The sequence below is a fragment of the Nocardia goodfellowii genome, assembly GCF_017875645.1.
Lineage (GTDB): Bacteria > Actinomycetota > Actinomycetes > Mycobacteriales > Mycobacteriaceae > Nocardia > Nocardia goodfellowii.
This window is the reverse complement of sequence record NZ_JAGGMR010000001.1, coordinates 5,531,620-5,556,125: the sequence shown is the minus strand read 5'-3', so window position 1 is coordinate 5,556,125 and position 24,506 is coordinate 5,531,620. Positions and strand designations below refer to the sequence as shown.

Genomic DNA, 24,506 nt, shown 5'->3' with positions numbered 1-24,506 from the left:
TCGTACCGCGCCGGCCCAATAAGGAGGCAGCCATGGCGGCTCCGTCTTTTCCGACCGGATTCGATTTCACCGATCCCGAACTATGGGAGCAAAGAAGTCCGGTAGCGGAATTCGCGTTGCTGCGTCGCACCGCACCGGTGTGGTGGAACGCGCAACCCGATGAGACCTCGGGTGGATTCCGGGACGGCGGCTACTGGGTGGTCAGCCGGCACGAGGACGTGAAAGAGATTTCCCGGAACTCGGAGCTGTATTCCGCCCAGCGCAAAGGTGCGATCATCCGGTTGCCCAATGACACCACCCAGGAACAGATGGAGCTCACCGGCGCGCTGCTGGTGAATATGGATCCGCCGAAACATTCCCAGACCCGGCGCATCGTCTCGAAGGGTTTCACACCGCGTGCGGTCGAGGGCCTGCGGGCGGCGCTGGCCGAACGCGCCGCCCGTATCGTGCACGAGGCCAAGCGTTCCGGCGGCGGCGATTTCGTCCAGCAGGTGGCCTGTGAGCTGCCGCTCCAGGCAATCGCGGAACTGCTGGGCGTGCCGGAGGTGGACCGGCACAAGTTGTTCGACTGGTCGAATTCGACGCTGAACTACGACGATCCCGAATACGGCGACCCGACCACGGCATTCGCGGAGATCATCGGTTACGCCTGGAACATGGCCGAGCAGCGGCGGGCCTGTCCGGTAGGCGATATCGTCAGCACGCTGGTGCATGCCGGGCTCGACGGTGAGGCGCTCGGGTCCGACGAATTCGGATTCTTCGTGGTGCTGCTGGCGATCGCGGGCAATGAAACGACACGCAATGCCATTACGCACGGTATGAAAGCGTTCATCGATCACCCCGAGCAGTGGGAGCTGTTCCGGGAACAGCGGCCCCGCACCGCCGCCGATGAGATCGTGCGGTGGGCCACGCCGGTGAACGCCTTCCAGCGCACCGCGACCGCGGACGTGGAACTCGGCGGAGCGCAAATCAAGGCGGGGGAGCGGCTGGGATTGTTCTACAGTTCGGCCAATTTCGACGAGGACGCCTTCGCCGATCCCTTCACCTTCGACATCCTGCGCGATCCGAACCCGCACGTCGCCTTCGGTGGAACCGGGGCGCACTACTGCGTCGGCGCGAATCTCGCCCGGATGGAAATCGATCTGATGTTCAACGCGATCGCCGATGCGATGCCCGACATCACCGAAGTCGCGGAGCCGGTGCGGCTGCGGTCCGGCTGGATCAACGGCATCAAGAGCTGGCAGGTCCGTTACGAGTAGGCGCCGCGACGCTCAGGATGACAAGCGTTTGTCATCCTGAGCCGAGCGCGGATCCGGTGCTATTTCCGTCGGTGATAGCGCACGGTGCAAGGTTGCTGCAACTGCACCACCATCTTCGAGTGATCGTTGCGGTAGCTCTCCGACGGTTGCGCCATTTCGAACTCCCAGTCCCGCAGCAGGATCGAGAAGATGGCTTTCAGCTGCATGAGCGCGAACGCCGCACCCACACAGCGATGCCGCCCGGCGCCGAACGGAATCCACGTCCACCGATTGACCAGGTCGGCCTGATTGGGATCGATATACCGGCCCGGGTCGAAGGCGTCGGGCTCCGGGAAGTCCTCCGCAAGCCGGTTCGACACCGCCGGCGTCGCCGCGACCAGGTCCCCGGCTTCGATGCGGTGCCCGCACACCTCGAAGTCCCCGCGCGCCACCCGCATCAGGATGATCAGCGGCGGATGCAGCCGCAGCGTCTCCTTCAGCGTCGCCTCGAGGTTCGGAATCTGGCGTAGCGCACCGAAACTGATGTCGGAGCCGTCGGCGTAGAGCTCGTCGAGTTCGGTCACCACGGTGCGCATCAGCTCCGGATGGCGCAGCAACTCGATCACCGTCCAGGCGGCGGTGCCGGAGGTGGTGTGGTGGCCGGCGAACATCATGGAGATGAAGATGCCGGTGATCTCGCTGGCGCTGAAGCGGGGCTTGCCGTCCTCGCCGGGCACCGAGACCAGCACGTCGAGCATGTCGCGATCGTCTTTGGTGGCGGGCGGATCGGCCTTGCGGCCGTCCATGATCTCCTGCACGAGCGCGACGAGTTCGACGCGCGCGGCGTCACGGCGGCGGAAGCTCTCGATCGGCGCGTAGGGGTCGACGTAGGCGAGCGCGTCGGTACCGCGCTCCAGGTCGTGGTAGAGCCGGGCGAAGCGGCCGTCGAGTTCGTTGCGGAACTTCTTGCCGATCAGGCAGGCCGAGGAGGTGTAGATGGTCAATTCGGCGAAGAAGTCGAGCAGGTCGATTTCGCCGGACTCACCCCAGCTTTCGAGCATGTGCTCGACTTCGCGGGCGATGGTGGCGGCATGTCCGCGCATCTGCTCGGCGCGCAGGGCCGAATTGTGCAGCATTTCCTTACGGCGTTCCGGGGGCGCGTCGAAGACCACCCCGTCACCGAAGATCGGCTTCATGAACGGATAGGCCGCGCCCTGATCCAGATCCTCGTCGCCGGAACGGAAGAAGAACTCGTTGGCCTCGGCTCCGGACAGCAGGATCACGCGTTTGCCCGCGAGGTCGAAGGCGCCGACATTGCCGCATTCCTCGCGTACTCGGCGCATGAGACCGATGGGATCCTCGCGAAATTCGTCGAGGTGGCCGTGCTCCGGCTCCGGCCCGGACGCGTCACGCAATGAAACCCGGCGGGGTTTGACCAGGGTCATGGGAAATCCTCCCGATAAGACTGTCCGAAACGACAGATGGACACCTGTCTGGACAGTACTATGGGTCCGATTGGCGGGCAAGGTGATTCACCAGGAGAGCCGATGGGTTCGACAGCGAAGACCGGGACAGATCCGAGCGTGTGGCGGGAATTCGCCCGCGTCACCTGGCAGGTGTTCCGGCTCAAACTCGCGGGCGCGGCCCTCGTGCTCTTTCTCGTGGCCCTAGTCGTGGTTGTGCTGGCGATGTTCTCGGGACGGTTCGTCTCGAGCGTGAGCATCACCGTCGAAGCGCCGCGCAGCGGGCTGGTCCTGAATCCCGACGCGAAGGTGGCGTTCCGGGGTGTGCCGATCGGGCGGGTGGCGGCCGTGGAACGAGTCGACGGGCGGGTGCGGTTGCGCCTGGACATCGACCCCGGCGAGCTGCGCCTGGTGCCCGCCAACGCGCGCGCCGACATCCGGTCCACCACGATCTTCGGGGCCAAATACGTGAATATCACCGCGCCGGAACAGCCTTCGCGCGAGCCGATGCGGCCGGGAACCGTGCTGCGAGCGGAGGCGGTGACCGTCGAATTCAATACGGTGTTCGAGCATTTGACGCAATTGCTGGCCAAGGTCGATCCGGTCCACCTGAATGCCACCTTCACCGCCTTGGCGACCGCGCTGCAGGGCCGCGGCGACAAGCTCGGTGAGCTGCTCACGCGCTCGGAGTCCTATCTGGCCGAACTCAATCCGAGCCTGCCCGCGCTGCAGCGCGACCTCGCTGCCGCCGCGGCGGTGACGAACCTGTACGGCGACACGGTCACGGACCTGCTGCGCACCACCGGCAATATGATCACCACCAGCGGCACCCTCGTCGACCAAGAGGCGGACCTGGACGCGGTCCTGGTGAACCTGATCGGGCTCGCTGCCTCCTCCCTCGCCGTCCTGCACGAGAACGAGCAACCGCTGATCACCGCCCTGGACCTGTTGCGTCCCACCACCTCGCTACTGAGCACCTACGCACCGGTATTGGGCTGCGTGGTCACCAGCCTCGCCGAGACCATGCCGTTGGCGGAGGGATTCGTGGGCGGGATCATGCCCGGCGCGATCTTCCGCGCCAGCTTCCAATTCGGATCCCCGCCGTACCAGTACCCGAACGACCTGCCGAAGGTGAACGCCACCGGCGGGCCGAACTGCCACGGCGTGCTCGAGCACGTCGAGGGAATGCACTCCGACTATGTGGTCACCGACACCAACCAGGGCAAGCCGTTCACGCCTTCCACCGCGCTGGTGCCCAACGCACCCAAGGTTTTTCAACTGCTGTTCTCGGGTCTGCCGGGCGTCCGCGGATAATCGCGCCGCGCTGCCGGTGTCAGCGGGCAGCGCGGGCTCCCACGGCCGCCGCGACGAGCACGGTGATGCCCTCCGCCACGGCGGTTCCGCCGAGCGCGTGCGCCGCCGACGCCGTGGTCGCGCCGGCCAGGCTGAGGAACACCGTCCCGAAGACCGCGATCCCCACCACCACTCCGAGTTGCACATTCGTCACCAGGATCCCGCTCGCGTCGGCCGCCAGTTCCATCGGCACCTTGGCCAAGGTCCGGGTCATCAGCGGGCTGAACGCGAGCCCGTTACCAATCCCCATGAGCCCGAACAACAGCCACCCCACCGGGCCGAAATCCGAGCCGTCCCGCAGCAGCAACCCCAGTGTCACCATCGAGGCGGCGGCCAGTACCAGTCCGGCCGGAATCATCCCGGCGTGGAACCGGACGGGGATCCGATCCCAGCGCAGACTCGCCACCGCGAACGTCAACCCCATCGGAATGAACAGCAGTCCGGCGTGCAGCGCGCTGTAGCCGAGCGTGCTCTGCAGATGGATCGCCATGACGAACATCCAGCCGCCGAACGTCGCCATGATGACGAACAATGTCGCCGCCGTGAGCAACAAGCCCGGGGCCCGCAGCGCCCGCTGTGCGAACAGCGGAGCCCCGCCCCGCGCGGCGACCCACCGTTCGATCGCCACGAACCCGGCGAATCCGAAGACGCTGGCTCCCAGCAGAATCCAGCTCCACAGCGGCCAGTCCTGCTCATGGCCCAGCACCAGCGGCAACACCAGCAGCAGCACCGACAGCGTCAGCGTCACCAGTCCGGGCACGTCCACCTTGCGCTGGAAACGCGGCCCGGCGGTGGGCAGCACACGCGGTGCGAGCACCAGCAGCACCACACCGATAGGGACGTTGACCAGGAACACCCCGCGCCAGCTCGTACCGAACAGGTCCACGTGCACGATCAACCCGCCCAGCACCTGTCCGACCACCACGCCACCGGAAATGATCGCCGAATACATGCTCAGCGCCTTCGCGCGGGCAGTACCGGTGAAGGTGCGCTGGATCAGCGTCATCACCTGCGGCACCATCGCCGCGGCACCCACACCCTGCACGAACCGGAACACGATGAGCGAGGTCTCGTTCCACGCCAGGCCGCACACCAGCGACGCGAGCGTGAACAGGCCCAGCCCCGCGATGAAGGCCCGCCGCTGCGACACCCGATCCCCGAGCCGCGCGCCGGTCACCAACAGCACCGCATAGGCGATGACATACCCGGCGACGATCAACTGCAGTGCCGAACCGCTGGTGTGTAAATCGTTGCGAATAGACGGAATCGCTACGTTCACGATGGACGAGTCGAGCACCGCCATGAACTGCCCGGTCAGGATGACGGCGAGAATAGCGAAGGTGCGGCGGGAATCCAGCGCGGGCGCCGCCACCGGCAGGTCCGGCGCCACCGGCAAAGTCTGTGTCATGTCTCGAAGCATGTGCGAGCTCGGACACCGGTAACAGGAGCCCAGCAAAACTAGTACTGACACCACCTGGATAACCGGACGGGTTTCGGCGACGATCGGAAGGTGACAACAGTGGGAGACGCGCGGGCTCTGGGCAAGGCGCAGCGCAAGGAATTGGGTGCGTTCCTGAAATCCCGCCGTGCCCGCATCGCCCCGGAAGACGTCGGCCTGCCGGTGGGTCCGCGCCGGCGTACCCCAGGGCTTCGGCGCGAAGAGGTCGCTCAGCTTTCGGCGGTCGGCGTCACTTGGTATACGTGGCTGGAGCAGGGCCGGAGCATCAATGTCAGCGTCCAGGTCTTGGACGCGGTCGCCCGCACGCTGGGCTTGGACGCCGCCGAGCGCTCCCACGTCTACCGCCTCGCGGGCGTGCCGACGGTCCCGAGCCCGCACACCGAAACCGGTCTGCCCGAAGAACTTCAGGTCATCCTGAACCACCTGGAACCACTACCGGCGGTCCTGCTCAGCGCCCGCTACGACCTGCTGGCCTACAACGATTCCTACGAATCACTGTGCCCCATCCACGCGGTCGGTGACGTGATGGCCGACGTCAACATCGCCAAGCGAGTCTTTCTGACGCCCAAGTGCTGCAACGCCTACCACCACAGCTGGGACGATCTGCGCCGCATGGTCGCCTATCTGCGCGGCGCCTACGCCAAGAACCTCGCCGACCCGAGCTGGCAGGAGTTCATCAGCGAACTCTGCACCGGGAGCCCGGATTTCGCGAAGCTGTGGGCACGCAATGACGTCGCGGTCCCGATCGGCCGGGTCAAATCCGTGCGCAACCTGGCCGTCGGCGACCTGGACATGTTCGTCACCTCGATGTCACTGCCCGCGGTCCCGGGCGCCTGGGTGCAGATCTACACTCCGACCGACGATGACGCCTGGACGAAACTTCATACGCTGCTGGCGATGTCGGAGCAGGAGCGGGCGAAACCGTGGCTCGACCACCGTCGCACCGACCACCCCGAACTGCTCGCGGGATAGGGCCGGACAAACACTTCGATCCGGCCCGGCGCTCAGGCCGTCAGGGCGGCGGGTACGGGTCCATTCGGCGGAGCCGCTGCCGATGGCTGCGTTGCAGTTCGCTCACCCGGCTGAGGAAACTCGCGATCATTTCGAGTTCGGCGGGTTCGTACCAGCTCACCATCATGTCGTAGGCCTCTTCGAGCAAGGGCGCGATGAGGTCTCGTATACGCCGGGCGGCGAGATCGGTGGCCACGACGATAATGCGGCGACGATCGGTGGGGTGTAATGAGCGGGCGATGTAGCCTTGCTTTTCGAGGCGGTTGAGCATGATCGTGGTGCCGCCGGGGGTGAGACCCAATTGTTCGGCCAGCATTCCGGGTGTCGTGGACTTCGCGTTGCCGAGCAGGACGATTTCCAGCGCGCGTCGATCGGTGTCGTTGACGCCCAGTAATCGGATCGCTTCACGGGCCAGATCCTCGACGGTCGCGTGATGCAGCTCCATGGCCTTTCTGAGCTGTACCGCGATCGGAGCCGCGTCGGTTGATGTCGGTCGCACGGTCCTCCACCCTCGAACGCTCGAAAAATGAAACGTCACAACAAGAGTCACCGCTATGGCGGGACGGACATGCACTGTACGACACAGTGGCCGGGGACTGGACTGAGCTGTGGGTAACGGCTCAGTCCAGCCACTTGCCCTATGTCGTCACCGCGCACGGTCACGCCATGGTGGTCGCCCCGGGGTTCAGACGACGGCCGTGGTGGTCAGGGTCGGGGACGGATCCGGGAAGCAGGCGGTCGCGACATTGCCGACGATCGCGACCTTGGTCGTCATGGTCATGCCGGGATTGGCGTGGCTGGTGCCCGCGTACTTGGTCGTGATCGGGGTACCGGCGGCACCCGCGGTGACGTTGATGGTCACCGCGGGTGGGGTGAAGGTGGTGCCGCCGGGGATCGGACCCGGCACGGTCAGAACGACATTCCCGCCCGTGATGGCGACGGTGCCGGCCACGGTGCCGCCGGAAGCGGTCGCCGAGACGAGCGTCGAATTCGTCGGGGCCGGGAAGGTCGTCTTCAGATTGCTGATGTTGGTCACCGTGAAGCCCGAGGCGGAACTGGGCACCGTGGAGGGACCCGGGGTGAGAGTGATGGCCACCGCGGACCCGGCTGCCACCGAGCTCGGCGCGGTGCCGTCGACCGAGGTGGTCATGCTCGAGGTCTGTCCTATGCCGAAGATCGTTCCCCGGCAGCTCATATTGACGCTGACCGAGGCGGCATTGGCCGGGGTAGTGAGACAGAAGAGCGTGGCAATCGCCACGGGAGCTACGACGCCGGCACGAATCAGCGTGGATGCGGAATAACGCATGACTATCTCCAAAATGGTGAAGCAATGGTACCGACTCGGATCTCGAGCGGAAACCGTGAGATCTGAAATGTAACCTGTTCTCATGCGTTTGTGGTTCAGTTCGGAAATATCTGATCGAAAACTTCGGATTGAAGGGGCTGCTCGGTTTGTACTTATTCCCGGATAAATATCTATGTCGGAAAGCAATTCAATAGAACTTGGGAATTCGCCACGCCGACCCGGGCGTCCGCGGCATGGCGGGGCCGAACGCCGTCGGCTTGACCTGCACCATGGTTGAGAGCTGTTCACAGCGGACTGTGACTTCATCACACACCGTGGTGTGTGGTGGCGATCGCGGGAGGAGAACGTCCGCGGACACGAGGACGTACCCGAATCCGTTCTGGCACAGAAGAAGAACTACAGCCAGACAATCATCGGCATCCATCCGCTCGCGCCCGGAGTGATGCTGGTGCATACCGAATGGGCATGGCCCGATCACGTCTTGCCGGGCGCTTCGGCGGGGGAGGACCGGCGTGGTCTCATCACTGCGGTGCTCGTGAAACGGTCCGGCCGCTGGTTGATCCGGGCGGTGCACAACACGCGACTCAACGGACTCGATGACTTCACACCGGTCACCTCGTGACGTGCTGAGCTGATCGATCAGTCCTCCGCGTCCGCTCGCCGGTACCGGCCTACTTGCCGCCGTGAGTTTCGAGTTACCCATTTGTGGTTTGCCGCCGCTTCCCCATGCTGGAATCTCCGTCTCCCATTGCCCGCCGGACCGATCGAGCGGGCAATGGCAAGTCTCGAGCATTTCGCTACGCCGGAATTCGGGTTCAGTGACTCTGCTCTTTGTTCGTATGGCAATGAACAAAGTGCCCCCGATCACTCCGACGGTGACCTCAGCGGAAGTCGGCCGCGTGATCGGCCGCCCACTGCGCGAACGTATGCGACGGGCGACCGGTGACCTGCTCGACTATGGTCGACACCTCCGGCTCGTCGGCCGCTCCGGCTTCCCAAGCGCCCAGGACGGCGTCGATCGCGAACGGCGGCATGGTGTTCCGCAGTTCACTGCGCGCCTGTTCGACGGAGATCTCTCGAATGCCGATCTCGCGGCCGATCGCCGCGCCGATCTGGCGGACCTGCTCCCGCAGGGTTAGTGCCTGCGGGCCGGGAACGGCATAGGCCTGACCCTCGTGCCCCGGCACGGTGAGCGCGGTCACCGCAAGCGCGGCCAGATCCTTCTCGTGCACGGGGGCGGTGCGCGCGTGCGGATACGGCAGGCGCACTACGCCCTCCTCGCGAATGGACCGCTGCCACCACCACAGCGCGTTCGTGGCGAACATGCCCGGCCGAATGAATGTCCATGCCAGCTCCGACTTTTCGAGGGCGGATTCGACTACGGCATGCATGACGGCGATCGGATTGCGCTCGGGTTCGCTGTGCGTTACGGCTCCGGACGACAGGAGCACCACGTGCCGCACGCCGGCCGATTCGGCAGCTGCCACGAATCCGTCGATACCGTCGGGTTTGGCGTAGAGGAATACCCGCTGCGCTCCGTCGAGCGCGGCGGGCAGCGTTTCGGGACGTTCCAGATCGGCCGCGACCACGTCGGCGTCGGCCGGGAATCCGGCTGTGCTGGGTTCTCGACTCACCCAACGCACCTGTGCCCCTGAGTTTCTCAGGCTCACCGCGACATGGTGGCCGACATTTCCGCTGGCTCCGAAGACAACTGTCGTCATGGCCGCAGCGTAGGCCGATCGACTAACCGAAGGTAAGGACATACCCGTAGGTAAGCTCCTGGCATGACGGTAGGTTCCCAAGTCCCGCAGCAGGTTTGGCACGGGGTGAGTGACGCATTCAACGGTGCGTGCCCGGCCCGCGAAGTGCTCGAGCACATCACCGGACGCTGGGGCATCCTTATCCTGACCGCACTGGGTGCCGGGTCGCTGCGGTTCTCCGAGCTGCACGCCATGATCGGCGGCATCAGCGAGAAGATGCTGTCGCAAACGCTGCGGATGCTGGTCCGGGACGGACTGGTCGCACGGACCGTCGAGCCCACGACACCGCCGAAAGTGCGCTATGAGCTCACCGAACTCGGCCACGGGCTCACCGAATCGCTGCGACCGTTCCTGGGCTGGATCCAGCGGCACACGGTCGATGTCGTGATCGCTCAGCAAAACTACGATCGCGAGGCCGATTGAGTACCCACCGAGTGGTGAGTACCTGAACTCTTTGCCCGTCAGTTCGCTTGGGCGTGAGGCGGTTTCGCCGCTGCGCTGCCTAGGGTAGTTCGCTTAGAACTGCGCCGAGCGCGGCCATCGCGGACTCGAGTTGGCGGTCCGACAGGTATGGCGCGGGGCCTAACGTAGGTATTCGCCGCGAAAGTCGGTGGATACGCCGCGGTCGGCAAGCCCGCGATGCAGCTCGGCTGCTCGGGGAGTGCGCAATGCGAGGAAACCACCGAAGTGCGATCGTGCAGCCGTGCGGTCGCGAGTGATGAGGTCGGGTCGCGGGTCCAGTTCATCGAACAGTCGGGCGAGTAATTCGTTCTGGTGCAGGGATATTCGATGCAGGAACTCCGGTGTGAGGCCTTGCTCGACGAAGAAGTGGAAGACGTGGCTAGCCCGATAGTGACTGGTCGGGTCGTAGGTGGCACCCGCGAAGCGGGCCGCACCCGGCGCGTAGCCGACCCGTTGGTCTTCGTGGGTACCGGCCAGATCGGCGAATTCGGCGTACCAGCCGGTGACAACCGGGCGCGCCGACCGAGCGTGCGGCGGCAACCGCAGAAAACAGTTGCCCTCACCCAACTGCAGGTATTTGTAACCGCCACCGACGACCCAGGCGGAATCCAGGCCCATCGCCGGTACCGAGAACGGTGTCACGCCGAGCGCGTGGTAGGCGTCCACCAGCAATTCCACCCCGTGCCGAGCGCATACGTTCGCGAGTTCGCCGAGTCCGGGCACGATCCGCCCGGTCTCGAACAGGACCGACGACACCAGTACCGCGCCGGTACGCTCGTCGACCGCGTCGGCCAGTCGTGCGGCGAGGGTGTCCACCGGATCCGGCGGCAGCCGGACCACGTCGATGCCCTCCTCCGCGAGCCGCGCGAGTTGCCTGCGTACGCTGTGGAATTCGCCCGTGGTGGTGACCAGCCGTGGGCGACTGCGCAGATCTACGCTGGACAGGAACCGGACGAGCAGTTCATGGGTATTGGCGCCGAGAGCGAGGTCGGCGGCCGGATCGTCCAGCAACCGACGGAAGCCGGCGCGCACCTGTTCGGCCTTCCCGAAGGCGCGCTCCCATTTGCCGTCCACCGCCTCGGCCGCGTCGTCGAAGGCCTCCAGGTGGCCGCGCAGCGCGACATCTGGCCAGGCCTGGTGCGAATGCCCGGTCAGGAGCAACCGCTGATCGACGCGGAATCGAGAATAGTGCGCCGACAACCTATTCGGACTGCCGCGCAGATCGTCGAGGGTGGTCACAGTGCGCTCCGGACGGCCCACAGGTCGCCGAACACCGGCTGGAAGAGCGTGCCGCGCAGATAATCCGCGCCCGAGGAACCGCCGGTCCCCGGCTTGTCGCCGATGGTGCGGCGCACCATCATCACGTGCCGGTACCGCCATTCCTGCAGGCCCTCGTCCAAATCCACCAACCGCTCGGCCACCTGTGCCGGGCCGCCGTCATCGCTGTAGACGGCCAGCAGTATCCGATGAATCTGCGGCGACGACTCGGCGGCGACACGGACATCACGTGCCAACTGCTCGGCAGGTATCGGATAACCCTGTTCGGCCAGGTAGCGGAGAAACGAGTCGTACAGTGAAGGCCGCGACATCGCGGCAAGGATCTTCTCCCGCGCCGCACCGCCTTCGGGGTAATGCGCGAACGCTCCCGCGTCCCGGCGGCCCAGCACCGCTTCCAACTCGCGGAACTGCGCGGACTGGAAGCCACTCGACGCCTCCAGCCGCGCGCGAAAACTGGTGAACTGACGCGGGGTCATCGTCTCCAGTACGTCGATCTGCGCGACCACAACTTTGAGGATATTCAAGATCCGGCGCAACGTATGTAGCGCATGAGCCGTGTTGCCGGCCGCCAATTTCCGCTGCAACTGCGCCAATTCATGCAACAGCTGTTTGAACCATAGTTCGTATACCTGGTGGATGACGATGAACAGCATCTCGTCGTGCTCGTCCGAGCGCGGATGCTGCGCGCCGAGCACATCATCGAGCGCCAGATACGAGCCGTAGGTTTGGGAGGGTGAGTGGGTAGCACCGCGATTCGGAGAATGATCAGCCATATCTTCGATTGTGCAGGCGGTGGCGAGGTCGGATCACCGCATCGGGCTCAGCAGGCCCAGGTCCGGGACGGACGCACGATCCTGCTCAGCGGACCGGCCGATCCAGCATCCGCAGGCGCCAGGCGCGCGAGAAACGGTGCCAGCGGGCGCGTTTCGCTGGATTCGATCGGCCGCCGCCATTGTGGTTTACAGGTGGCTAGCCTACTGTAAACCGCTATGGCGAAGGCAGCGATGAATCCCGGACGGCGGACACTGGCGGGCCGATCCGCCGAGACGGTGGACCGGCTTTTGGACGCAGGACTCGAGGTGCTGCGCGAGCAGGGGTACGAACAACTGTCGATGCGGGAGGTGTGTCGGCGGGCGGGTCTGACGCACGCGACCGCGTACGGGTACTTCTCCGCCAAACAGCATCTGGTCGCCGAGATGTATTGGCGACGGATACAGCAGTGGTGTGAGTCCCCGCTGACCGCGAGCACACCGGCACAGCGCCTGTCGACAGTGTTCACCGAGTTGGGTGAATTGGCCGCGGCCGAACCGGAATTGAGCGTCGCTGCCTCGGCTGCCGTGCTGAGCCGGGACCCCGATGTCGCTCCCGTCCGCACGCGAATCGGCACGGCTATGAGTGAACGGGTCCGGCTTGCCGCCGGTCCCGACTGCTCGGAGGCGGTCCTCGACGCGCTCGACATCGCCGTCAGCGGCGCGATGGTGCAGGCGGGGATGGGCTATTGCACCTACCAGGAGATGGCAGCGCGGCTGACCCGGATCGCCGAACTGCTGCTGGCGGCCAACCCTTCCGAGAGCTGAGCGCACCGGGGAGTTGTCTTCACGACGCGGGCGCCGCCCAGGTGAAGCCATTACCGGAGTGCATGCCGAGATGACTCCCCGTGACAGTCCGTTGTGGCCGGTTCCGGCCGTCGAGCAGTGAGGTAGACGATGAAAGTCCCAGAGAACATGCCATGGACGATGGCCCAGGCCGCGGACCAGTCCGGTCGTGTGGCCGTAGTGACCGGTTCCAACACCGGCATCGGGCTCGAGATCGCCCGCGCGCTCGCGGCACGCCATGCCACAGTGGTCCTGGCTTGCCGGAACCAGACCCGCGCGGCCGCGGCGCGAGACGATATTCTCGCCTCCGCACCAGATGCGAAAGTGTTTGTCGTCCAGCTGGATACGAGCAGTCTCGAGTCTGTCGCCGCCTGCGCCCAGGTGGTGCGCGAACGGTGGCCGGTGATCGATCTCCTGATCAACAACGCCGGTGTGATGGCCCGCGAGCATGCCTACACCGTCGACGGATTCGAAACCGACTTCGGCACCAACTTCCTCGGCCACTTCGCGTTGACGGGCCGGCTGATCGATGCGGTCACCGCGGCGCCGGCGGGTCGGGTCGTTACGGTTAGCAGCATTACGCATCGTCGTCGCAACGCCGGTCTGGACTTCGACGACCTGGCCTGCGAGCGCGAGTTCGACCAGGCTGTGGCCTACGCCCGATCGAAGATGGCTTCGATGACCTTCATGGTGGAACTACAACGACGGCTGACCGCCTCCGGCGCACGGGCCCTCTCGCTCGCGGCGCACCCGGGCGGTGTCCGGACCAACATCCTGCAACAACAGAACTGGCTGATCCAACTGGTCTACCACCCCCGCATGACCGGGTTGACCGGCTGGTTCACCCAGAGCCCCGCCGACGGAGCGCAACCGATCCTGCGCGCCGCACTGGATCCGAACGCCCGAGGAGCGGACTTCTTCGGCCCCGGCGGACGCTGGGAATTGATCGGAAAGCCTGTCCCGGTAGCGATTTCGCGTCGCGCGCAAGACCCCGCCACCGCGACCCGGCTCTGGCGGGCGGCCGAAGAACTCACCGGCGTCCGATTTCTGCACGAGTTCTCGCGTTCGGACACGGACCCGAGCACATCTCCAGATCCTGACCGAAACGGGCGGAAGCGGTGAAGTTCTCCCTCACTACCGCCTACCTACCCATCGAGTAGATAGTCCCCATCCCACACCGGCATTACCCCTATCCTGACGATGCCTTGGATGTACTACAGCGCACCACACCCCGGAACCATCACTTGCCTGGTGGTGCATAGGTAGCGACGTCGGAAAAGTACTTATAGGCGACTGATTCGGTGCACCCTCCCCGAGCCATAACGTAGTTCTCATCAGCAACACCAACCGAGAACTACCAGCTCAAAGCCCTTGGAGGACACCATGAACGAGCTCGTCGCCCAGTACCTGGAAGCCTGGAACACCACCGACGCCGCCGCCCGCGAAGCCGCCATCGCCCGGGTATTCACCGCCGACGCCACCTACACCGATCCCATGGTCGACGTCACCGGCCACGACGGACTCGAAAGCGTCATCGCCGGTGTGCAAGCCCAGTTCCCGGGCTGGACCTTCCGCCTGGCCGGACCGGTCGACGCCCACCACGACCAGGTCCGCTTCACCTGGGACCTCGGCCCCGCCGACGGACCCGCGATCGTCGTCGGCTTCGACGTCGCCGTCGTCACCGACGGAAAGATCGCCAAGGTCTACGGCTTCCTCGACAAGGTCCCCGCCGCCTGACACCCCGCGAAAAACATTCCCTTCATTGCCTTTTCAAGAAAGAGCCCCACCATGACCAGCACCGCCGCCGCCCCACCATGCTCACCACTCTGATGACCCCCGGCCCCAAGCTTCTGCGGCTCTCACTTCGCCTGGACGCAGTCGTCACCGGCGTCAACGGCCTCGCCTACCTCGCCCTGTCGGGGCCCTCGAGTCCCTGCTCGGTCTGGATCGCGCCATCGGCATCCCGATCGGCATCTTCCTAACCCTCTACGGCATCACCGTCGTCGTCATCGCACACCCTGCCACCCCCAACATCCCCGCCGCCCGCGGCGTCGCCACCCTCAACACCACCTGGGTCGCGGTCAGCCTGATCGTCCTGTGCACCGGAGCACTCGACCTCAACCTCGTCGGCTCCATCTGGACCGTCCTGCAAGCAGTCACGGTCGGAGGGTTCGCCGCCCTGCAATACTTCGGAATACGCAAGGCCTCCTGACCTCGAACACCCACCCCCAACGCGGCACCGGTCACCGGTGCCGCGTTGACGCATTCCCCAACGAGCGGGCTTGCGCCGCAACCCGCACGGTCCCGTCGATCACGGCGTCGGCAGACCGGCCGAGCACGCCAGAGATGGTCGCGCATAACCGATCTGGCACACCACTCTCGACTCGAAGACATGGCATGATGATGCGGTGGGGAGGGGATTTCGCATGATGCGAGCGCCTAGCGGCCTATCGGAATGTCATGAGTCAGGGGGATGGACTGTGCCGGTCTATGCATCCGCTCGCATCGTGGCAGTTTACAAAAAGGAAGAGTATGACTGAATTCAAAGTTGCTCCAGATGATCTGGAGAAAGCGGCTACGGCATTACGAAAAATTGCCGAGGAAAACCCCAAAGCTGTTACCTATGCCAAGGAATGGATGAATCTGGAAGACAATGCTGGCGCAATCCTGAAGGATATTATCCAAACACTGAACGAAAATTGTTCCAGGCTTGCGTATAACTACGAGCGTTTGGGCGTGATCACCACTTTGTCGGAGCAGGAATTGCGGAAAGCGGCGCAGATGTATCGGACAACCGACGCGAAGAATGCGGCCAATCAGGACGCGCTATATGTCAAGGGGGAAGGCGAGTGACCGGAGCTCCGATTGAAAAGTGACTGTGCCGGATAATGTGGATTGGTTCCCCGGCTCGAATGTTGCCCAGTTTATCCTGGGTGGTGACTTGCTGAGCATCACCGGGGTGGTCAATCAGATAATCGATCTTGTTACGGGCTGGAACGCAGTTGAATCGATAACCAGCAATTTCGGTGGAGATTGGGAGGGGCTTCGCAAGTCTGTTGATGCGGTCCGGAACTTGGCCGAGTACAACATTGCCTATAGTGCGGCAGTAAAGGCCTCTGCTGCCCATTTCAACTCTTCCTGGCAAGGTAAAGCTGCTACTAGTGCCATCGAGTATTTCGACAGCTTGTGTACGGCCCTGGAAAATCAGGCTGCTGCCCTGGGTAAAGTTGCCGAGGAGATAAACACTTTTGCTGAAGCATCGTACCTGATGATTCAGGCCATGAATAACATAGTTCAAATGATCGTTGATCTCGCGATAATTTTGATCGCGACAATCGCTGCGTATGGTACTGGAGTTGGAGCGGCGGCATCGGCGGTCAGTGCTGCTATTACGGCGTCAATGATCGCCAAGGTCGCGGCGGCGCTGAAAATAATCGGTGAAAGTCTTGTCATCGCCGAAGGGGTAATGGGACTGATCATTACCGGACTCGCCGCATCTCAGGGTGAGGACAAGTACACGGAGCTTCCTACCCTCGGGAAGTCCTACAACCACAGTGTGGTGTAATCATGGTCCCAGATAACGAGCCGATGCTTGACACTGTTGACGGCGATATCGGCATGTCACGCCATATTGCGAATGCTCTCGATGTCATTGCTGACCGCACTCTCGACAGTAATCTTCGGGATCAGCTGCGGGAAATTTCCAGTGGCCAAGGCAGTATTCGAGACCTAGTGCACAACGAGGGGTTCGTCCGTCTCGCCGAGACAGTGGTTGCGCCCGCCATAGCAGAACTGAAATCGCTGACGCCAGAAGAGATGCAGCGCCTTGTAGATCAAGGCAATGCGGTCCTGGAGCGGTATCGGAATCAGACTGCGGACGGGCCCCAACAGTCGGAACAAGACGCGAATAATATACCGCAAAGTGGAAGTCTTCGCCGGGACGAGTCGCCTAACCCGGTCGGATTCGGTCCACCAGATCTTGCGCGAGATTCTCAAACTTTGCCGGGAACGCGGAAGCCGAACCGCGACAGAATAGTCGGTCCGGATGACGACCCGGACGAAGACGACGTTTACTTCCAGGAGCGCAACCGGAAGGGCTGGCTACTGTGACAGAAGAAGATGACCGAAGCCTCGGCCCGCCCATGACCTATCAGCGGCCAGAGACGAACGCGACCGATGTGGTAATCAAGTTGCGACGGTCATCCGGAATCCCCGCGCATACTGCGCCTGGGTGGTTGAATCGAGTGCGAGCCATGGCGCCCGCGCTCGAACTCGAGATCGACCAGCCGCTACCGCCGCTGTGTAGCAGGCATGGACGGCCGGAGATTTCGCGTCGTCCGATACGGGTTCCCTTCTTTGACTCGCATACCCGTCGCCGATCTGCCTCGGCTATGCCTGAACTCTCGGCCGAAACCATGCTACGCCAGCCAGAGTTCCTCCAGAAAATAGTCTCGACCGTTGTCGTAGGGGAATGGCCGGTATGTGACCGCTGCGTACGTGCCGTCCGGCTGGGTCACCGTATCGCGCAATTCTTGTACGCAGTTATGGCTGCCAATCTCGTGGCGTTCGTGATTGTTGCGGCGGTGAAGTTCGAGCCTCTGATCATTCCGATTTCGGCTGCGCTGTTTCCGGGTTCGCTCCCGATCGGGCTGTTAGCGGCGGTGTGGATTGCCAAGAAAAGATCCGAATCGGTTGTATTCCGTCCTATCTACGATGTCCGTTTCATTTTCGCGCAGGCCCATCCGCGCTTTCGAGCAGCCATCGAGGAAGACCCGCGCTTCAAACCGCCACTTGGTTGATGAGACGGGTCTCTGTCTCCCACTGAAGCGCGTATAGGGCGATTCGACCACGGTGTTGGTGGGGGCGCGCGACGGGCTTGCCGCGTGCTTCGGCGCATCCAACGCTACGCAACCCGCGTGCCGGTTACCCGACGTTGGACGCGCCGGTCACCCGTAGCCCCCCGCATCTGCAGATTTCGTGTTAGTGCGCCCGCCTCCGTGGTGTTTCCACGCTGCCCGGTGTGCGCCATCGTGGCGCGGGCAAGCTGCTGAGAGCGCTCAGCCTTCGCCCTCGAGAGTCAGCACAGCCAACGGAATCGGCCGGTCGATCTTGGATTGGAAGTCCGCCAGCAGCGGGTTGTTGGCCAGTACCCAAGCCGCGAACTCGTCGTATTCCGCGCCTTCGAGCGCTTTACCGGTCGCCTGATAGGTCTTGCCCCGGTATTCGATGGTGACCTGTGGGTTCGCCTTGATGTTGTACCACCAGGCGGGGTATTTGTCCTCGATGAACGAGCTCACGTACATGGCGTTGTCCCGGTACAGCGGCCCGAGGGGAGTGGTGTGCCGCTTGCCGCTCTTGGCTCCCGTGGTGGTGAGCAGGATGAGATCCGCGCCGGCGTAGGCGCCGCTCAGCTTGCCCGAGTTCTCCCGGAACTCCTTGATCACATCGTCGTTCCAGCTGGCGATGCCGCCCTCTTGGTCCCACGCCTGGTTCCACGGCGCGTTCGGATCGTTGTAGTCGGTGATGTCGGCCAGATCCGGCTGGCCCGCGGTCGATTCGGTTTCGCTCATGGTTCGAGTATGTCGGGGAAATAGGACAGTCACGGTCCTAAGTCGACGAGAGATTCCGAACCGTTTCCGAAGACGACCGTCCCGTCGCTGCTCCTTGCGACGGCGTCCTGCTCATCCATCAGCTCCGGCGTCAGCCGCGCGTTGTGTTCAGAAACTCCAGCATCTGGCCGGCGACACGCGGTGCGGTCTTGCCCTCGGGGCCGAAATGGTCGAGGCCGGGCAGGGTTTCGAGGGTTGCGTGCGGCAGAGTGGAACCGAGGAGCGCGAAATCGGTGCGACCAGTCTTGGTGCGGCTGCCGATGAGTATCTGTGCCGGTGCCGTAACGTCGGCGAACTCGGCGAGACGACCGTATTGGGCGGCGACTTGTTCGTGTTCGGCCAAATTGGCCGCCAGGAGAGGTCGCATCCGCTGCCACTCGGCTCCCCGGAAGCCGACTCGCAGCGCGCCCCGCAGATACCAGTGGGGCAGCTTCGCCACTATGGCCGGTGCCCCGCCCGCGCCGCGTACGAAGTGCGCGAATGCGCCGTACGGATCGTCGGCGGCCAAGCGGCGGCGATACGGCTCCATCCACTCGGTGGGGAACGGGCGGACCGCGACGCCGGGCTCGTAAACCATGACATGGCTGAAAACCCCTGGCGTACGGGCGGTTTCGAGGGCAACGAGGCCGCCGTAGCTGTGTCCGAACACAAGCGACGCCCCGGTCGCGGCCTGCACCGCGCGCAGGTCCGCTACCTCGGTATGCAGCCCGTAGCCCGGCCCCTGTGGGCCGCTGGCTCCGCGACCGCGCCGATCGACCAGGTGGACGGTGAGGTGGTCCGCCAGCGCGGTGGCAAGCGGCAGATAGTCGTCGGCCGTGCGCAGAGCTCCGCCGACCACGATGAGGCCAGGCCCGGATCCCTTGGTGCGGTAGCAGATTCGGGTGCCGTCGACCGAGGCCACGGAGTGCTCGGACGGCTGTGTCGTGCTGTTCATGATCTTCTCCGGTTACGGGTTGTCCAGTGCTGCCAGCAAGCGCGCGGTGTACTCGCTGTATTCGGCGTAGGGGACCTCGCTGTCGGAGACGAGCATGGCCAACCGGTCCTCGAGTTCGGTCTGCGCCGATGCCACCAGCCGCCGGCCGGTATCGGTAAGACCGAGTTGACGCCGATTCCCGCCGGCCGGATCGGGCCCGACCTCCAGAAAGCCCTCTGCGGCAAGCGTTGTCGCCATCCGGCTCACCGATGGCTCGGTCACGCCGAGCGCCTCGGCCAGCGCCCGCTGCGTCGTCATCCCGAACTCTCCCACCAAGCTCAGCGCCAGGAACCGACGATAGGAGATCCCATGTCCGGCCCGCAGCAGCCGATCGGCTGCCCGATCCAGCCGGGCCGTCAAAACGTGCAGATCGATACTCAGGTTCCGCTCCACGCCACTAACTTAACAAACTAAGTTAGCATTGCAAGTATCGATCCGGCCCATGCCGCCGGGTGCTTCGCGATCGCGGCGGCCATCAGTCGCGACGCGTCAGCGGGACGTATCGAGATAGCCGCGTACCAGTTCGCGATCGAGGTCAGCGCTGACTGCCAGCGCGAGATCGACGGGATCGGGCCGGATGTCGACCTCGGTGAAGGCTTCATCGCGCAGGGCACGCAGTTCCCGGTGTCCTTCACCGGTGATCTCGTAGACAGTGCGGGCGAACAGCGCCCCGTACAGCGAGCCGGGTTTGACCCGTGACCAGAGATCGGCCCGATCCAGACGAGCATCACGGCGAAGCGGGTGGCCGTGCATCGGCCCGCAACAGTTGGCTACCGAACGGTGGCCGAACATCGACCAGCTGAACGATCAACGCGAAGCAAGCGCACCCTCCAGCGCCGCCCTGCGGGGAACAGCAGCAATGGCAGCGACAAGCCGTAGACGACAACGATCCCCGCGAGTACCGCGGCTTCACCCACCGCCTGCACGACGAACAGAATCATGAACGGCACACAGATGGCGACCACCACGCTGAGCAGCGCCATGGACGACCATTGCTCGCGCTCCCACGCCTGGAACGCCCCTACCGCCGATAAGACACCCACGAATGACGCCGCCAAAATCGTGAAATGCCCCAGAGCGCTGTCTCGCCAGCGCGTAATCCACTTGTTCACACTCTCGAACCTAGCGCGTGCCCAGCTGCTGTGCGCCGCGGCCGATTCCGCGCACAGCCGCAGTGACCTCGCCTTTTCTACGACCTCGATGACAGCGGGCGGAAGGCCTTGTCACAACCGCGGTGGATATCCGGTCCAAGTTGCTGACACCCATCTGGCTACTTTGTCGAGAAGAGGATCGATTATGGGCATCAGTGACGCCAAGGCCATCGACACACTGGAGGATCTGCGTCGGCATCTGCAGTGGGCAATCGAGCTGGAGCATGCGACTATCCCGCCCTATATGTGTGCGCTGTTCTCACTGGAGCCGGGCGGCAATGTCGAAGTGGCGCAGGTCATCAGCAGCGTTTTCGTGGAGGAGATGCTGCATTTGGCGCTGGCGGCCAATCTGCTGAACGCGGTCGGCGGGGAGCCCCGGCTCGACTCGCCCGAGTTGCTGCCCGCGTATCCGCATCCGCTGCCGCACGGTGATCAAACCGTCCACGTGCAGCTCGCGCCCTTCGGTCCCGAAGCGCTGGAGCTGTTTCTGAGCATCGAGCAGCCCGCCGCTCTGCGGGCGTTACCCGAATCCGAGGGATATCACACGATCGGGCAGTTCTACGCCGCCCTCGAACTCGGCCTGCGCACCCTTGTCGACACGCTCGGCGAGCAGGTCGTCTTCTGTGGCGATCCGAACCGGCAGCTCGATGAAATGCACTTCAACAGTGGTGGGGGACGAGTCATTCCGGTGCACGATCTGAAGTCGGCGCTGGCCGCGCTGGCGGAGATCGTGGAACAGGGCGAAGGTGCGGCGCGGACCCAGGTATGGGACGGCGAGAAGGACGTTTTCCACCCCGAGCGCGACCAAGTCGCCCACTACTACCGTTTCCTGGAACTGCGGGAAGGTCGACGTTTTCAAGCCGGTGACACTCCGCGATCCGGGCCGACGGGCGAGCCGATCACCTTCGACCCCGACAAGGTTCTGCCGATGCGCCTCAACCCCCGCATGGCCGACTATCCGGTGGACAGTGCGGTCCGCCGGGCACAGGAGCAATTCAACAACACCTACTGCTTGCTGCTCTATCTGCTGGAAGACACCTTCAACGGCAATCCCGCACAGATGCGGGACGCGCTGGGGGCGATGTACGCCTTGAAGTCCCAAGCGCAGGCGCTCATGGCGATGCCCAGTGGTGACGGCCACACCACCGCGGGCCCGACCTTCGAATACGTGGCACCCGAAGACCGAGCATAAGCGGACACGTGGCTCGCGCCGTCACAGATCGATCGCCCGCCCTGTCCTTGATGTGGCGGGGTCGCACCGGCGCCCCGTGGCATCCGCTCGAACGGAAGGATTTCAGCATGAAGATCGTCGTTATAGGCGGTACCGGGCTGATCGGCTCGAAGCTCGTCACGCGTCTGGGTGAGCACGGCCACCAGGCGGTGCCGGCCGCACCTAACACCGGCGTGAACACCATCACGGGCGAGGGCGTCGAAGAGGTCCTGCAGGACGCGAACGTCGTGGTCGATGTCTCCAATTCGCCGTCCTTCGCCGACAAAGATGTCCTGGAGTTCTTCCGGACCTCCACGACGAACCTTATGGAGGCGGCCGGGGCGGCCGGCGTCGGACATTACGTCGCCTTATCGGTGGTGGGAGCCGACCGGTTGCCCGAGTCCGGGTACTTGCGGGCCAAGGTCGCGCAAGAGGAATTGATCAAGGGGTCGGGACTGCCGTACTCGATCGTGCACGCTACCCAGTTCTTCGAATTCGCAGGTGGCATAGCCGATTCCGCGACCGTCGAAGGCACAGTGCGGCTTTCGAGCGCGAGTGTGCAGCCGATCGCCGCGGCGGAGGTGGCGGCGGCTGTGGGGCGCACGGCCGCGGGCGCGCCGATCAACGGAACCATCGAGGTGGCGGGCCCGGAGGTTTTCGCCCTCGATCAGTGGATCAGCACCGTGCTGACCGCGCGTTCGGATCCGCGCACCGTGGTCACCGATTCCCAGGCCCGCTATTTCGGGTCGCTCCCGAAGTCCGAGCTGCTGCCTGGACGGGATGCGCAACTGGCGCAGACACGACTGTCGGAATGGCTGTCCCGCAATTGATTTGATCGCGCGGGCGGCCCTCGGGCCGCCCGCGCATGCTGTCTCCATTTCGAAGGGAACGAAATCGATGCTCAATCCGTCCGAACGTCAGATCGCGACTTCGGTTCTCGTCATCGGCACCGGCGGCTCCGGCCTGCGCGCGGCGATCGAGTTGGCCGAACGCGGGATCGACGTACTGGTGCTCGGCAAGCGGCCCAAGGCGGATGCGCACACCACGCTCGCCGCCGGTGGCATCAATGCCGCGCTGTCGACGATGGATGTCGAGGACAGCTGGCAGCAACACGCGGCAGACACGATCACCGAAAGTTACCTGCTGGCGCGGCCCAATACGGTCCGGATCGTCGCCGAGAACGCCGCGCGCGGAATCGAAGACCTCGAGCGTTGGGGTATGCCGTTCGCGCGCGAATCGGATGGGCGGATATCGCTGCGATTCTTCGGCGCGCACACCTACCGGCGCACCGCGTTCGCCGGCGATTACACCGGCCTCGAGATCCAGCGCACCCTGGTTGATCGGGCGGCGCAACTCGGTATCCAGATTATCGACACTTGCTATGTGACTCGGATCCTGGTGCGCGACAACGTAGTATTCGGTGCCTACGGTTTCGATCTCGACAGCGGCGAACGTTATGTGTTCCGATCCGACGCGGTAATCCTCGCGGCGGGCGGGCATACCCGGATCTGGCGTCGCACCTCCTCGCGGCGGGATGAGAACACCGGAGACTCGTTCCGGCTCGCCGTGCTCGCGGGCGCCCGGATTCGAGATCCCGAGCTGGTCCAGTTCCATCCGTCCGGTCTTGTCGCACCCGAGAACGCCGCCGGCACATTGGTTTCGGAAGCCGCACGCGGGGAGGGCGGCATCCTGCGCAACGCCGTGGGCGAGCGATTCATGTCGCGGTACGACGTCGAGCGAATGGAACTCTCGACGCGCGATCGGGTCGCGCTCGCCGCTTATACCGAGATCAAGGAAGGCCGGGGAACTCCGAACGGGGCTGTGTGGCTCGATGTTTCGCACCTACCGCGCGAGACGATCATGCGGCGACTCCCACGGGTCTACCAAACGATGCTGGAGCTGCAAATGCTCGACATCACCCGTGATCCGATCGAAATCGCACCCACCGCCCACTATTCCATGGGCGGCGTGTGGGTCCGTTCCGAGGACCACGGCACCGGTGTCGAGGGCCTCTACGCGATCGGCGAGGCGTCCAGTGGCCTGCACGGCGCCAACCGGCTCGGTGGTAATTCGCTGATCGAACTGCTCGTCTACGGCCGGATCGTGGGCGAGGCAGCGGCGCGGTATTCGGTCGAGTTGTCCGCGCAGCAGCGTTCCGCAGGTGCGCTCGCCGAGGCGCGAGCCGAGATCGATGGACTACTGGCGGCTGATGGGCGCGAGAACGTGCGAGCGCTGCAGCGTGCCGTGCGCAACACCATGACCGAATACGCAGGCGTGGTGCGGGACGAAGCGGGGATTCGACAGGGACTGACCGAACTCGGCGCGGTGGAGGATCGGATTTCCGATATCGGCGTGCACCCCGATGCCGCGGGCTTCCAGGATCTGGCACATGTCTTCGACCTGAAATCCTCGGTGCTCGCCGCACGCGCCACCTTGGACGCCGCCCTCGAGCGACGCGAATCGCGTGGCTGTCACAACCGGTCGGATTACCCCGACCTCGATCCCGCGCTGCGGGTGAATCTCGTCTGGTCCGGTCCCGGACAGCTCGAACGAGAGGAGATCCCCGACGTGCCCGCCGATATAGCCCCGCTCATGCGTGATGTGCCGACGGCTGGAAAGCTGGTCGAATGATCGCGTC

General features: G+C 64.3%; 26 protein-coding genes and 1 pseudogene. 15 read left to right on the top strand and 12 right to left on the bottom strand.

All coding sequences use genetic code 11. The features are described 5' to 3' along the window. Positions 1–32 precede the first annotated feature (32 nt). Positions 33–1,259: a cytochrome P450 gene (locus tag BJ987_RS25620; RefSeq protein WP_209894957.1), complete on the top strand. Its 1,227-nt coding sequence runs from the start codon at positions 33–35 to the stop codon at positions 1,257–1,259. A 59-nt stretch (positions 1,260–1,318) separates the two neighbouring features. Here BJ987_RS25620 and cyp51 read toward each other — a convergent pair whose 3' ends face one another. Next, positions 1,319–2,683 carry a lanosterol 14-alpha demethylase gene (cyp51, locus tag BJ987_RS25615; RefSeq protein ID WP_209894955.1) on the bottom strand — a complete coding sequence of 455 codons (1,365 nt, stop codon included), beginning with the start codon at positions 2,681–2,683 and terminating at the stop codon, positions 1,319–1,321. 102 nt (positions 2,684–2,785) lie between these two features. Between cyp51 and BJ987_RS25610 the strand changes: the two genes are divergently transcribed. Beyond that, complete coding sequence (locus BJ987_RS25610) at positions 2,786–4,015, top strand: MCE family protein (RefSeq protein ID WP_209894953.1); 1,230 nt, start codon at positions 2,786–2,788, stop codon at positions 4,013–4,015. Between the two features lie 19 nt (positions 4,016–4,034). Here BJ987_RS25610 and BJ987_RS25605 read toward each other — a convergent pair whose 3' ends face one another. Then, a complete protein-coding gene (locus BJ987_RS25605) occupies positions 4,035–5,462 on the bottom strand; it encodes an MFS transporter (protein WP_209894951.1) in 1,428 nt (475 codons plus the stop codon). A 102-nt stretch (positions 5,463–5,564) separates the two neighbouring features. On the opposite strand from BJ987_RS25605, the gene BJ987_RS25600 reads away from it, so the two are divergent. Beyond that, complete coding sequence (locus BJ987_RS25600) at positions 5,565–6,485, top strand: helix-turn-helix transcriptional regulator (protein ID WP_209894949.1); 921 nt, start codon at positions 5,565–5,567, stop codon at positions 6,483–6,485. A 40-nt stretch (positions 6,486–6,525) separates the two neighbouring features. On the opposite strand, the gene BJ987_RS25595 is transcribed toward BJ987_RS25600, so the two are convergent. Then, positions 6,526–7,023, bottom strand: coding sequence for a MarR family winged helix-turn-helix transcriptional regulator (locus tag BJ987_RS25595; RefSeq protein ID WP_209894947.1), 498 nt, complete (start codon positions 7,021–7,023; stop codon positions 6,526–6,528). Positions 7,024–7,209: 186 nt separating this feature from the next. Further along, positions 7,210–7,830, bottom strand: a complete 621-nt coding sequence (locus tag BJ987_RS37455; RefSeq protein WP_245366124.1) for a hypothetical protein — start codon at positions 7,828–7,830, stop codon at positions 7,210–7,212. Between the two features lie 280 nt (positions 7,831–8,110). Between BJ987_RS37455 and BJ987_RS25585 the strand changes: the two genes are divergently transcribed. Beyond that, positions 8,111–8,452, top strand: a complete 342-nt coding sequence (locus BJ987_RS25585; RefSeq protein WP_209899068.1) for an SgcJ/EcaC family oxidoreductase — start codon at positions 8,111–8,113, stop codon at positions 8,450–8,452. A 259-nt stretch (positions 8,453–8,711) separates the two neighbouring features. Here BJ987_RS25585 and BJ987_RS25580 read toward each other — a convergent pair whose 3' ends face one another. Then, positions 8,712–9,551, bottom strand: a complete 840-nt coding sequence (locus tag BJ987_RS25580; protein WP_209894945.1) for an NAD(P)H-binding protein — start codon at positions 9,549–9,551, stop codon at positions 8,712–8,714. Between the two features lie 63 nt (positions 9,552–9,614). Between BJ987_RS25580 and BJ987_RS25575 the strand changes: the two genes are divergently transcribed. Beyond that, positions 9,615–10,013 (top strand): winged helix-turn-helix transcriptional regulator, encoded by a 399-nt coding sequence (locus BJ987_RS25575; protein ID WP_209894943.1) that lies wholly within the window; start codon positions 9,615–9,617, stop codon positions 10,011–10,013. 159 nt (positions 10,014–10,172) lie between these two features. Here BJ987_RS25575 and BJ987_RS25570 read toward each other — a convergent pair whose 3' ends face one another. Further along, positions 10,173–11,291: an aminotransferase class V-fold PLP-dependent enzyme gene (locus tag BJ987_RS25570; RefSeq protein WP_209894941.1), complete on the bottom strand. Its 1,119-nt coding sequence runs from the start codon at positions 11,289–11,291 to the stop codon at positions 10,173–10,175. After that, positions 11,288–12,103 carry a tryptophan 2,3-dioxygenase gene (locus tag BJ987_RS25565; protein WP_209894939.1) on the bottom strand — a complete coding sequence of 272 codons (816 nt, stop codon included), beginning with the start codon at positions 12,101–12,103 and terminating at the stop codon, positions 11,288–11,290. Before BJ987_RS25565 ends, BJ987_RS25570 begins: the two co-directional genes overlap by 4 nt. A gap of 216 nt (positions 12,104–12,319) precedes the next feature. On the opposite strand from BJ987_RS25565, the gene BJ987_RS25560 reads away from it, so the two are divergent. The 7 genes from BJ987_RS25560 to BJ987_RS25530 all read left to right on the top strand — a co-directional run bounded on the left by BJ987_RS25560 (position 12,320) and on the right by BJ987_RS25530 (position 17,724). Further along, a complete protein-coding gene (locus tag BJ987_RS25560; protein ID WP_209894937.1) occupies positions 12,320–12,907 on the top strand; it encodes a TetR/AcrR family transcriptional regulator in 588 nt (195 codons plus the stop codon). A gap of 129 nt (positions 12,908–13,036) precedes the next feature. Then, positions 13,037–14,047, top strand: coding sequence for an oxidoreductase (locus BJ987_RS25555; RefSeq protein WP_245366123.1), 1,011 nt, complete (start codon positions 13,037–13,039; stop codon positions 14,045–14,047). Between the two features lie 261 nt (positions 14,048–14,308). Beyond that, positions 14,309–14,662, top strand: coding sequence for a nuclear transport factor 2 family protein (locus BJ987_RS25550; protein WP_209894935.1), 354 nt, complete (start codon positions 14,309–14,311; stop codon positions 14,660–14,662). 795 nt (positions 14,663–15,457) lie between these two features. Then, entirely contained in the window at positions 15,458–15,778 is a 321-nt protein-coding gene (locus tag BJ987_RS25545) for a type VII secretion target (protein ID WP_209894933.1), read from the top strand. 19 nt (positions 15,779–15,797) lie between these two features. Next, positions 15,798–16,490 carry a hypothetical protein gene (locus tag BJ987_RS25540; protein ID WP_209894930.1) on the top strand — a complete coding sequence of 231 codons (693 nt, stop codon included), beginning with the start codon at positions 15,798–15,800 and terminating at the stop codon, positions 16,488–16,490. Between the two features lie 2 nt (positions 16,491–16,492). Further along, positions 16,493–17,035: a hypothetical protein gene (locus tag BJ987_RS25535; RefSeq protein ID WP_209894929.1), complete on the top strand. Its 543-nt coding sequence runs from the start codon at positions 16,493–16,495 to the stop codon at positions 17,033–17,035. Between the two features lie 434 nt (positions 17,036–17,469). Continuing rightward, entirely contained in the window at positions 17,470–17,724 is a 255-nt protein-coding gene (locus tag BJ987_RS25530) for a hypothetical protein (protein WP_209894927.1), read from the top strand. 258 nt (positions 17,725–17,982) lie between these two features. Here BJ987_RS25530 and BJ987_RS25525 read toward each other — a convergent pair whose 3' ends face one another. The 5 genes and pseudogenes from BJ987_RS25525 to BJ987_RS25505 all read right to left on the bottom strand — a co-directional run bounded on the left by BJ987_RS25525 (position 17,983) and on the right by BJ987_RS25505 (position 20,619). After that, positions 17,983–18,495 (bottom strand): nitroreductase/quinone reductase family protein, encoded by a 513-nt coding sequence (locus tag BJ987_RS25525; protein WP_209894925.1) that lies wholly within the window; start codon positions 18,493–18,495, stop codon positions 17,983–17,985. A 130-nt stretch (positions 18,496–18,625) separates the two neighbouring features. Continuing rightward, the gene (locus BJ987_RS25520; RefSeq protein WP_209894923.1) at positions 18,626–19,468 is read right to left on the bottom strand and encodes an alpha/beta fold hydrolase; all 843 of its coding nucleotides are present in this window, start codon (positions 19,466–19,468) and stop codon (positions 18,626–18,628) included. 12 nt (positions 19,469–19,480) lie between these two features. Next, positions 19,481–19,900, bottom strand: a complete 420-nt coding sequence (locus BJ987_RS25515; protein ID WP_209894921.1) for a MarR family winged helix-turn-helix transcriptional regulator — start codon at positions 19,898–19,900, stop codon at positions 19,481–19,483. Between the two features lie 108 nt (positions 19,901–20,008). Next, positions 20,009–20,299 (bottom strand): annotated as a pseudogene (locus BJ987_RS25510) (hypothetical protein); the annotation flags it as partial. Further along, positions 20,278–20,619 carry a hypothetical protein gene (locus tag BJ987_RS25505; RefSeq protein ID WP_209894919.1) on the bottom strand — a complete coding sequence of 114 codons (342 nt, stop codon included), beginning with the start codon at positions 20,617–20,619 and terminating at the stop codon, positions 20,278–20,280. The gene BJ987_RS25505 and the pseudogene BJ987_RS25510, both read right to left, overlap by 22 nt. Before the next feature lie 184 nt (positions 20,620–20,803). Between BJ987_RS25505 and BJ987_RS25500 the strand changes: the two genes are divergently transcribed. From BJ987_RS25500 to BJ987_RS25490, 3 genes are all read left to right on the top strand, one after another. Further along, positions 20,804–21,850 (top strand): ferritin-like domain-containing protein, encoded by a 1,047-nt coding sequence (locus tag BJ987_RS25500; protein WP_209894917.1) that lies wholly within the window; start codon positions 20,804–20,806, stop codon positions 21,848–21,850. Between the two features lie 107 nt (positions 21,851–21,957). Beyond that, a complete protein-coding gene (locus tag BJ987_RS25495; RefSeq protein WP_209894915.1) occupies positions 21,958–22,698 on the top strand; it encodes an SDR family oxidoreductase in 741 nt (246 codons plus the stop codon). A 67-nt stretch (positions 22,699–22,765) separates the two neighbouring features. Continuing rightward, complete coding sequence (locus BJ987_RS25490; RefSeq protein WP_209894913.1) at positions 22,766–24,499, top strand: L-aspartate oxidase; 1,734 nt, start codon at positions 22,766–22,768, stop codon at positions 24,497–24,499. Positions 24,500–24,506 lie beyond the last annotated feature (7 nt).

What these genes read in the sequence shown, in the direction of transcription:
- BJ987_RS25620 (WP_209894957.1), top strand. Translation starts at nt 33, where the DNA reads ATGGCGGCTCCGTCTTTTCCGACCGGATTCGATTTCACCGATCCCGAA.
- cyp51 (WP_209894955.1), bottom strand. Translation starts at nt 2,683, where the DNA reads ATGACCCTGGTCAAACCCCGCCGGGTTTCATTGCGTGACGCGTCCGGG.
- BJ987_RS25610 (WP_209894953.1), top strand. Translation starts at nt 2,786, where the DNA reads ATGGGTTCGACAGCGAAGACCGGGACAGATCCGAGCGTGTGGCGGGAA.
- BJ987_RS25605 (WP_209894951.1), bottom strand. Translation starts at nt 5,462, where the DNA reads ATGACACAGACTTTGCCGGTGGCGCCGGACCTGCCGGTGGCGGCGCCC.
- BJ987_RS37455 (WP_245366124.1), bottom strand. Translation starts at nt 7,830, where the DNA reads ATGCGTTATTCCGCATCCACGCTGATTCGTGCCGGCGTCGTAGCTCCC.
- BJ987_RS25580 (WP_209894945.1), bottom strand. Translation starts at nt 9,551, where the DNA reads ATGACGACAGTTGTCTTCGGAGCCAGCGGAAATGTCGGCCACCATGTC.
- BJ987_RS25575 (WP_209894943.1), top strand. Translation starts at nt 9,615, where the DNA reads ATGACGGTAGGTTCCCAAGTCCCGCAGCAGGTTTGGCACGGGGTGAGT.
- BJ987_RS25565 (WP_209894939.1), bottom strand. Translation starts at nt 12,103, where the DNA reads ATGGCTGATCATTCTCCGAATCGCGGTGCTACCCACTCACCCTCCCAA.
- BJ987_RS25560 (WP_209894937.1), top strand. Translation starts at nt 12,320, where the DNA reads ATGGCGAAGGCAGCGATGAATCCCGGACGGCGGACACTGGCGGGCCGA.
- BJ987_RS25555 (WP_245366123.1), top strand. Translation starts at nt 13,037, where the DNA reads ATGAAAGTCCCAGAGAACATGCCATGGACGATGGCCCAGGCCGCGGAC.
- BJ987_RS25550 (WP_209894935.1), top strand. Translation starts at nt 14,309, where the DNA reads ATGAACGAGCTCGTCGCCCAGTACCTGGAAGCCTGGAACACCACCGAC.
- BJ987_RS25545 (WP_209894933.1), top strand. Translation starts at nt 15,458, where the DNA reads ATGACTGAATTCAAAGTTGCTCCAGATGATCTGGAGAAAGCGGCTACG.
- BJ987_RS25535 (WP_209894929.1), top strand. Translation starts at nt 16,493, where the DNA reads ATGGTCCCAGATAACGAGCCGATGCTTGACACTGTTGACGGCGATATC.
- BJ987_RS25530 (WP_209894927.1), top strand. Translation starts at nt 17,470, where the DNA reads ATGGCTGCCAATCTCGTGGCGTTCGTGATTGTTGCGGCGGTGAAGTTC.
- BJ987_RS25525 (WP_209894925.1), bottom strand. Translation starts at nt 18,495, where the DNA reads ATGAGCGAAACCGAATCGACCGCGGGCCAGCCGGATCTGGCCGACATC.
- BJ987_RS25520 (WP_209894923.1), bottom strand. Translation starts at nt 19,468, where the DNA reads ATGAACAGCACGACACAGCCGTCCGAGCACTCCGTGGCCTCGGTCGAC.
- BJ987_RS25500 (WP_209894917.1), top strand. Translation starts at nt 20,804, where the DNA reads ATGGGCATCAGTGACGCCAAGGCCATCGACACACTGGAGGATCTGCGT.
- BJ987_RS25495 (WP_209894915.1), top strand. Translation starts at nt 21,958, where the DNA reads ATGAAGATCGTCGTTATAGGCGGTACCGGGCTGATCGGCTCGAAGCTC.
- BJ987_RS25490 (WP_209894913.1), top strand. Translation starts at nt 22,766, where the DNA reads ATGCTCAATCCGTCCGAACGTCAGATCGCGACTTCGGTTCTCGTCATC.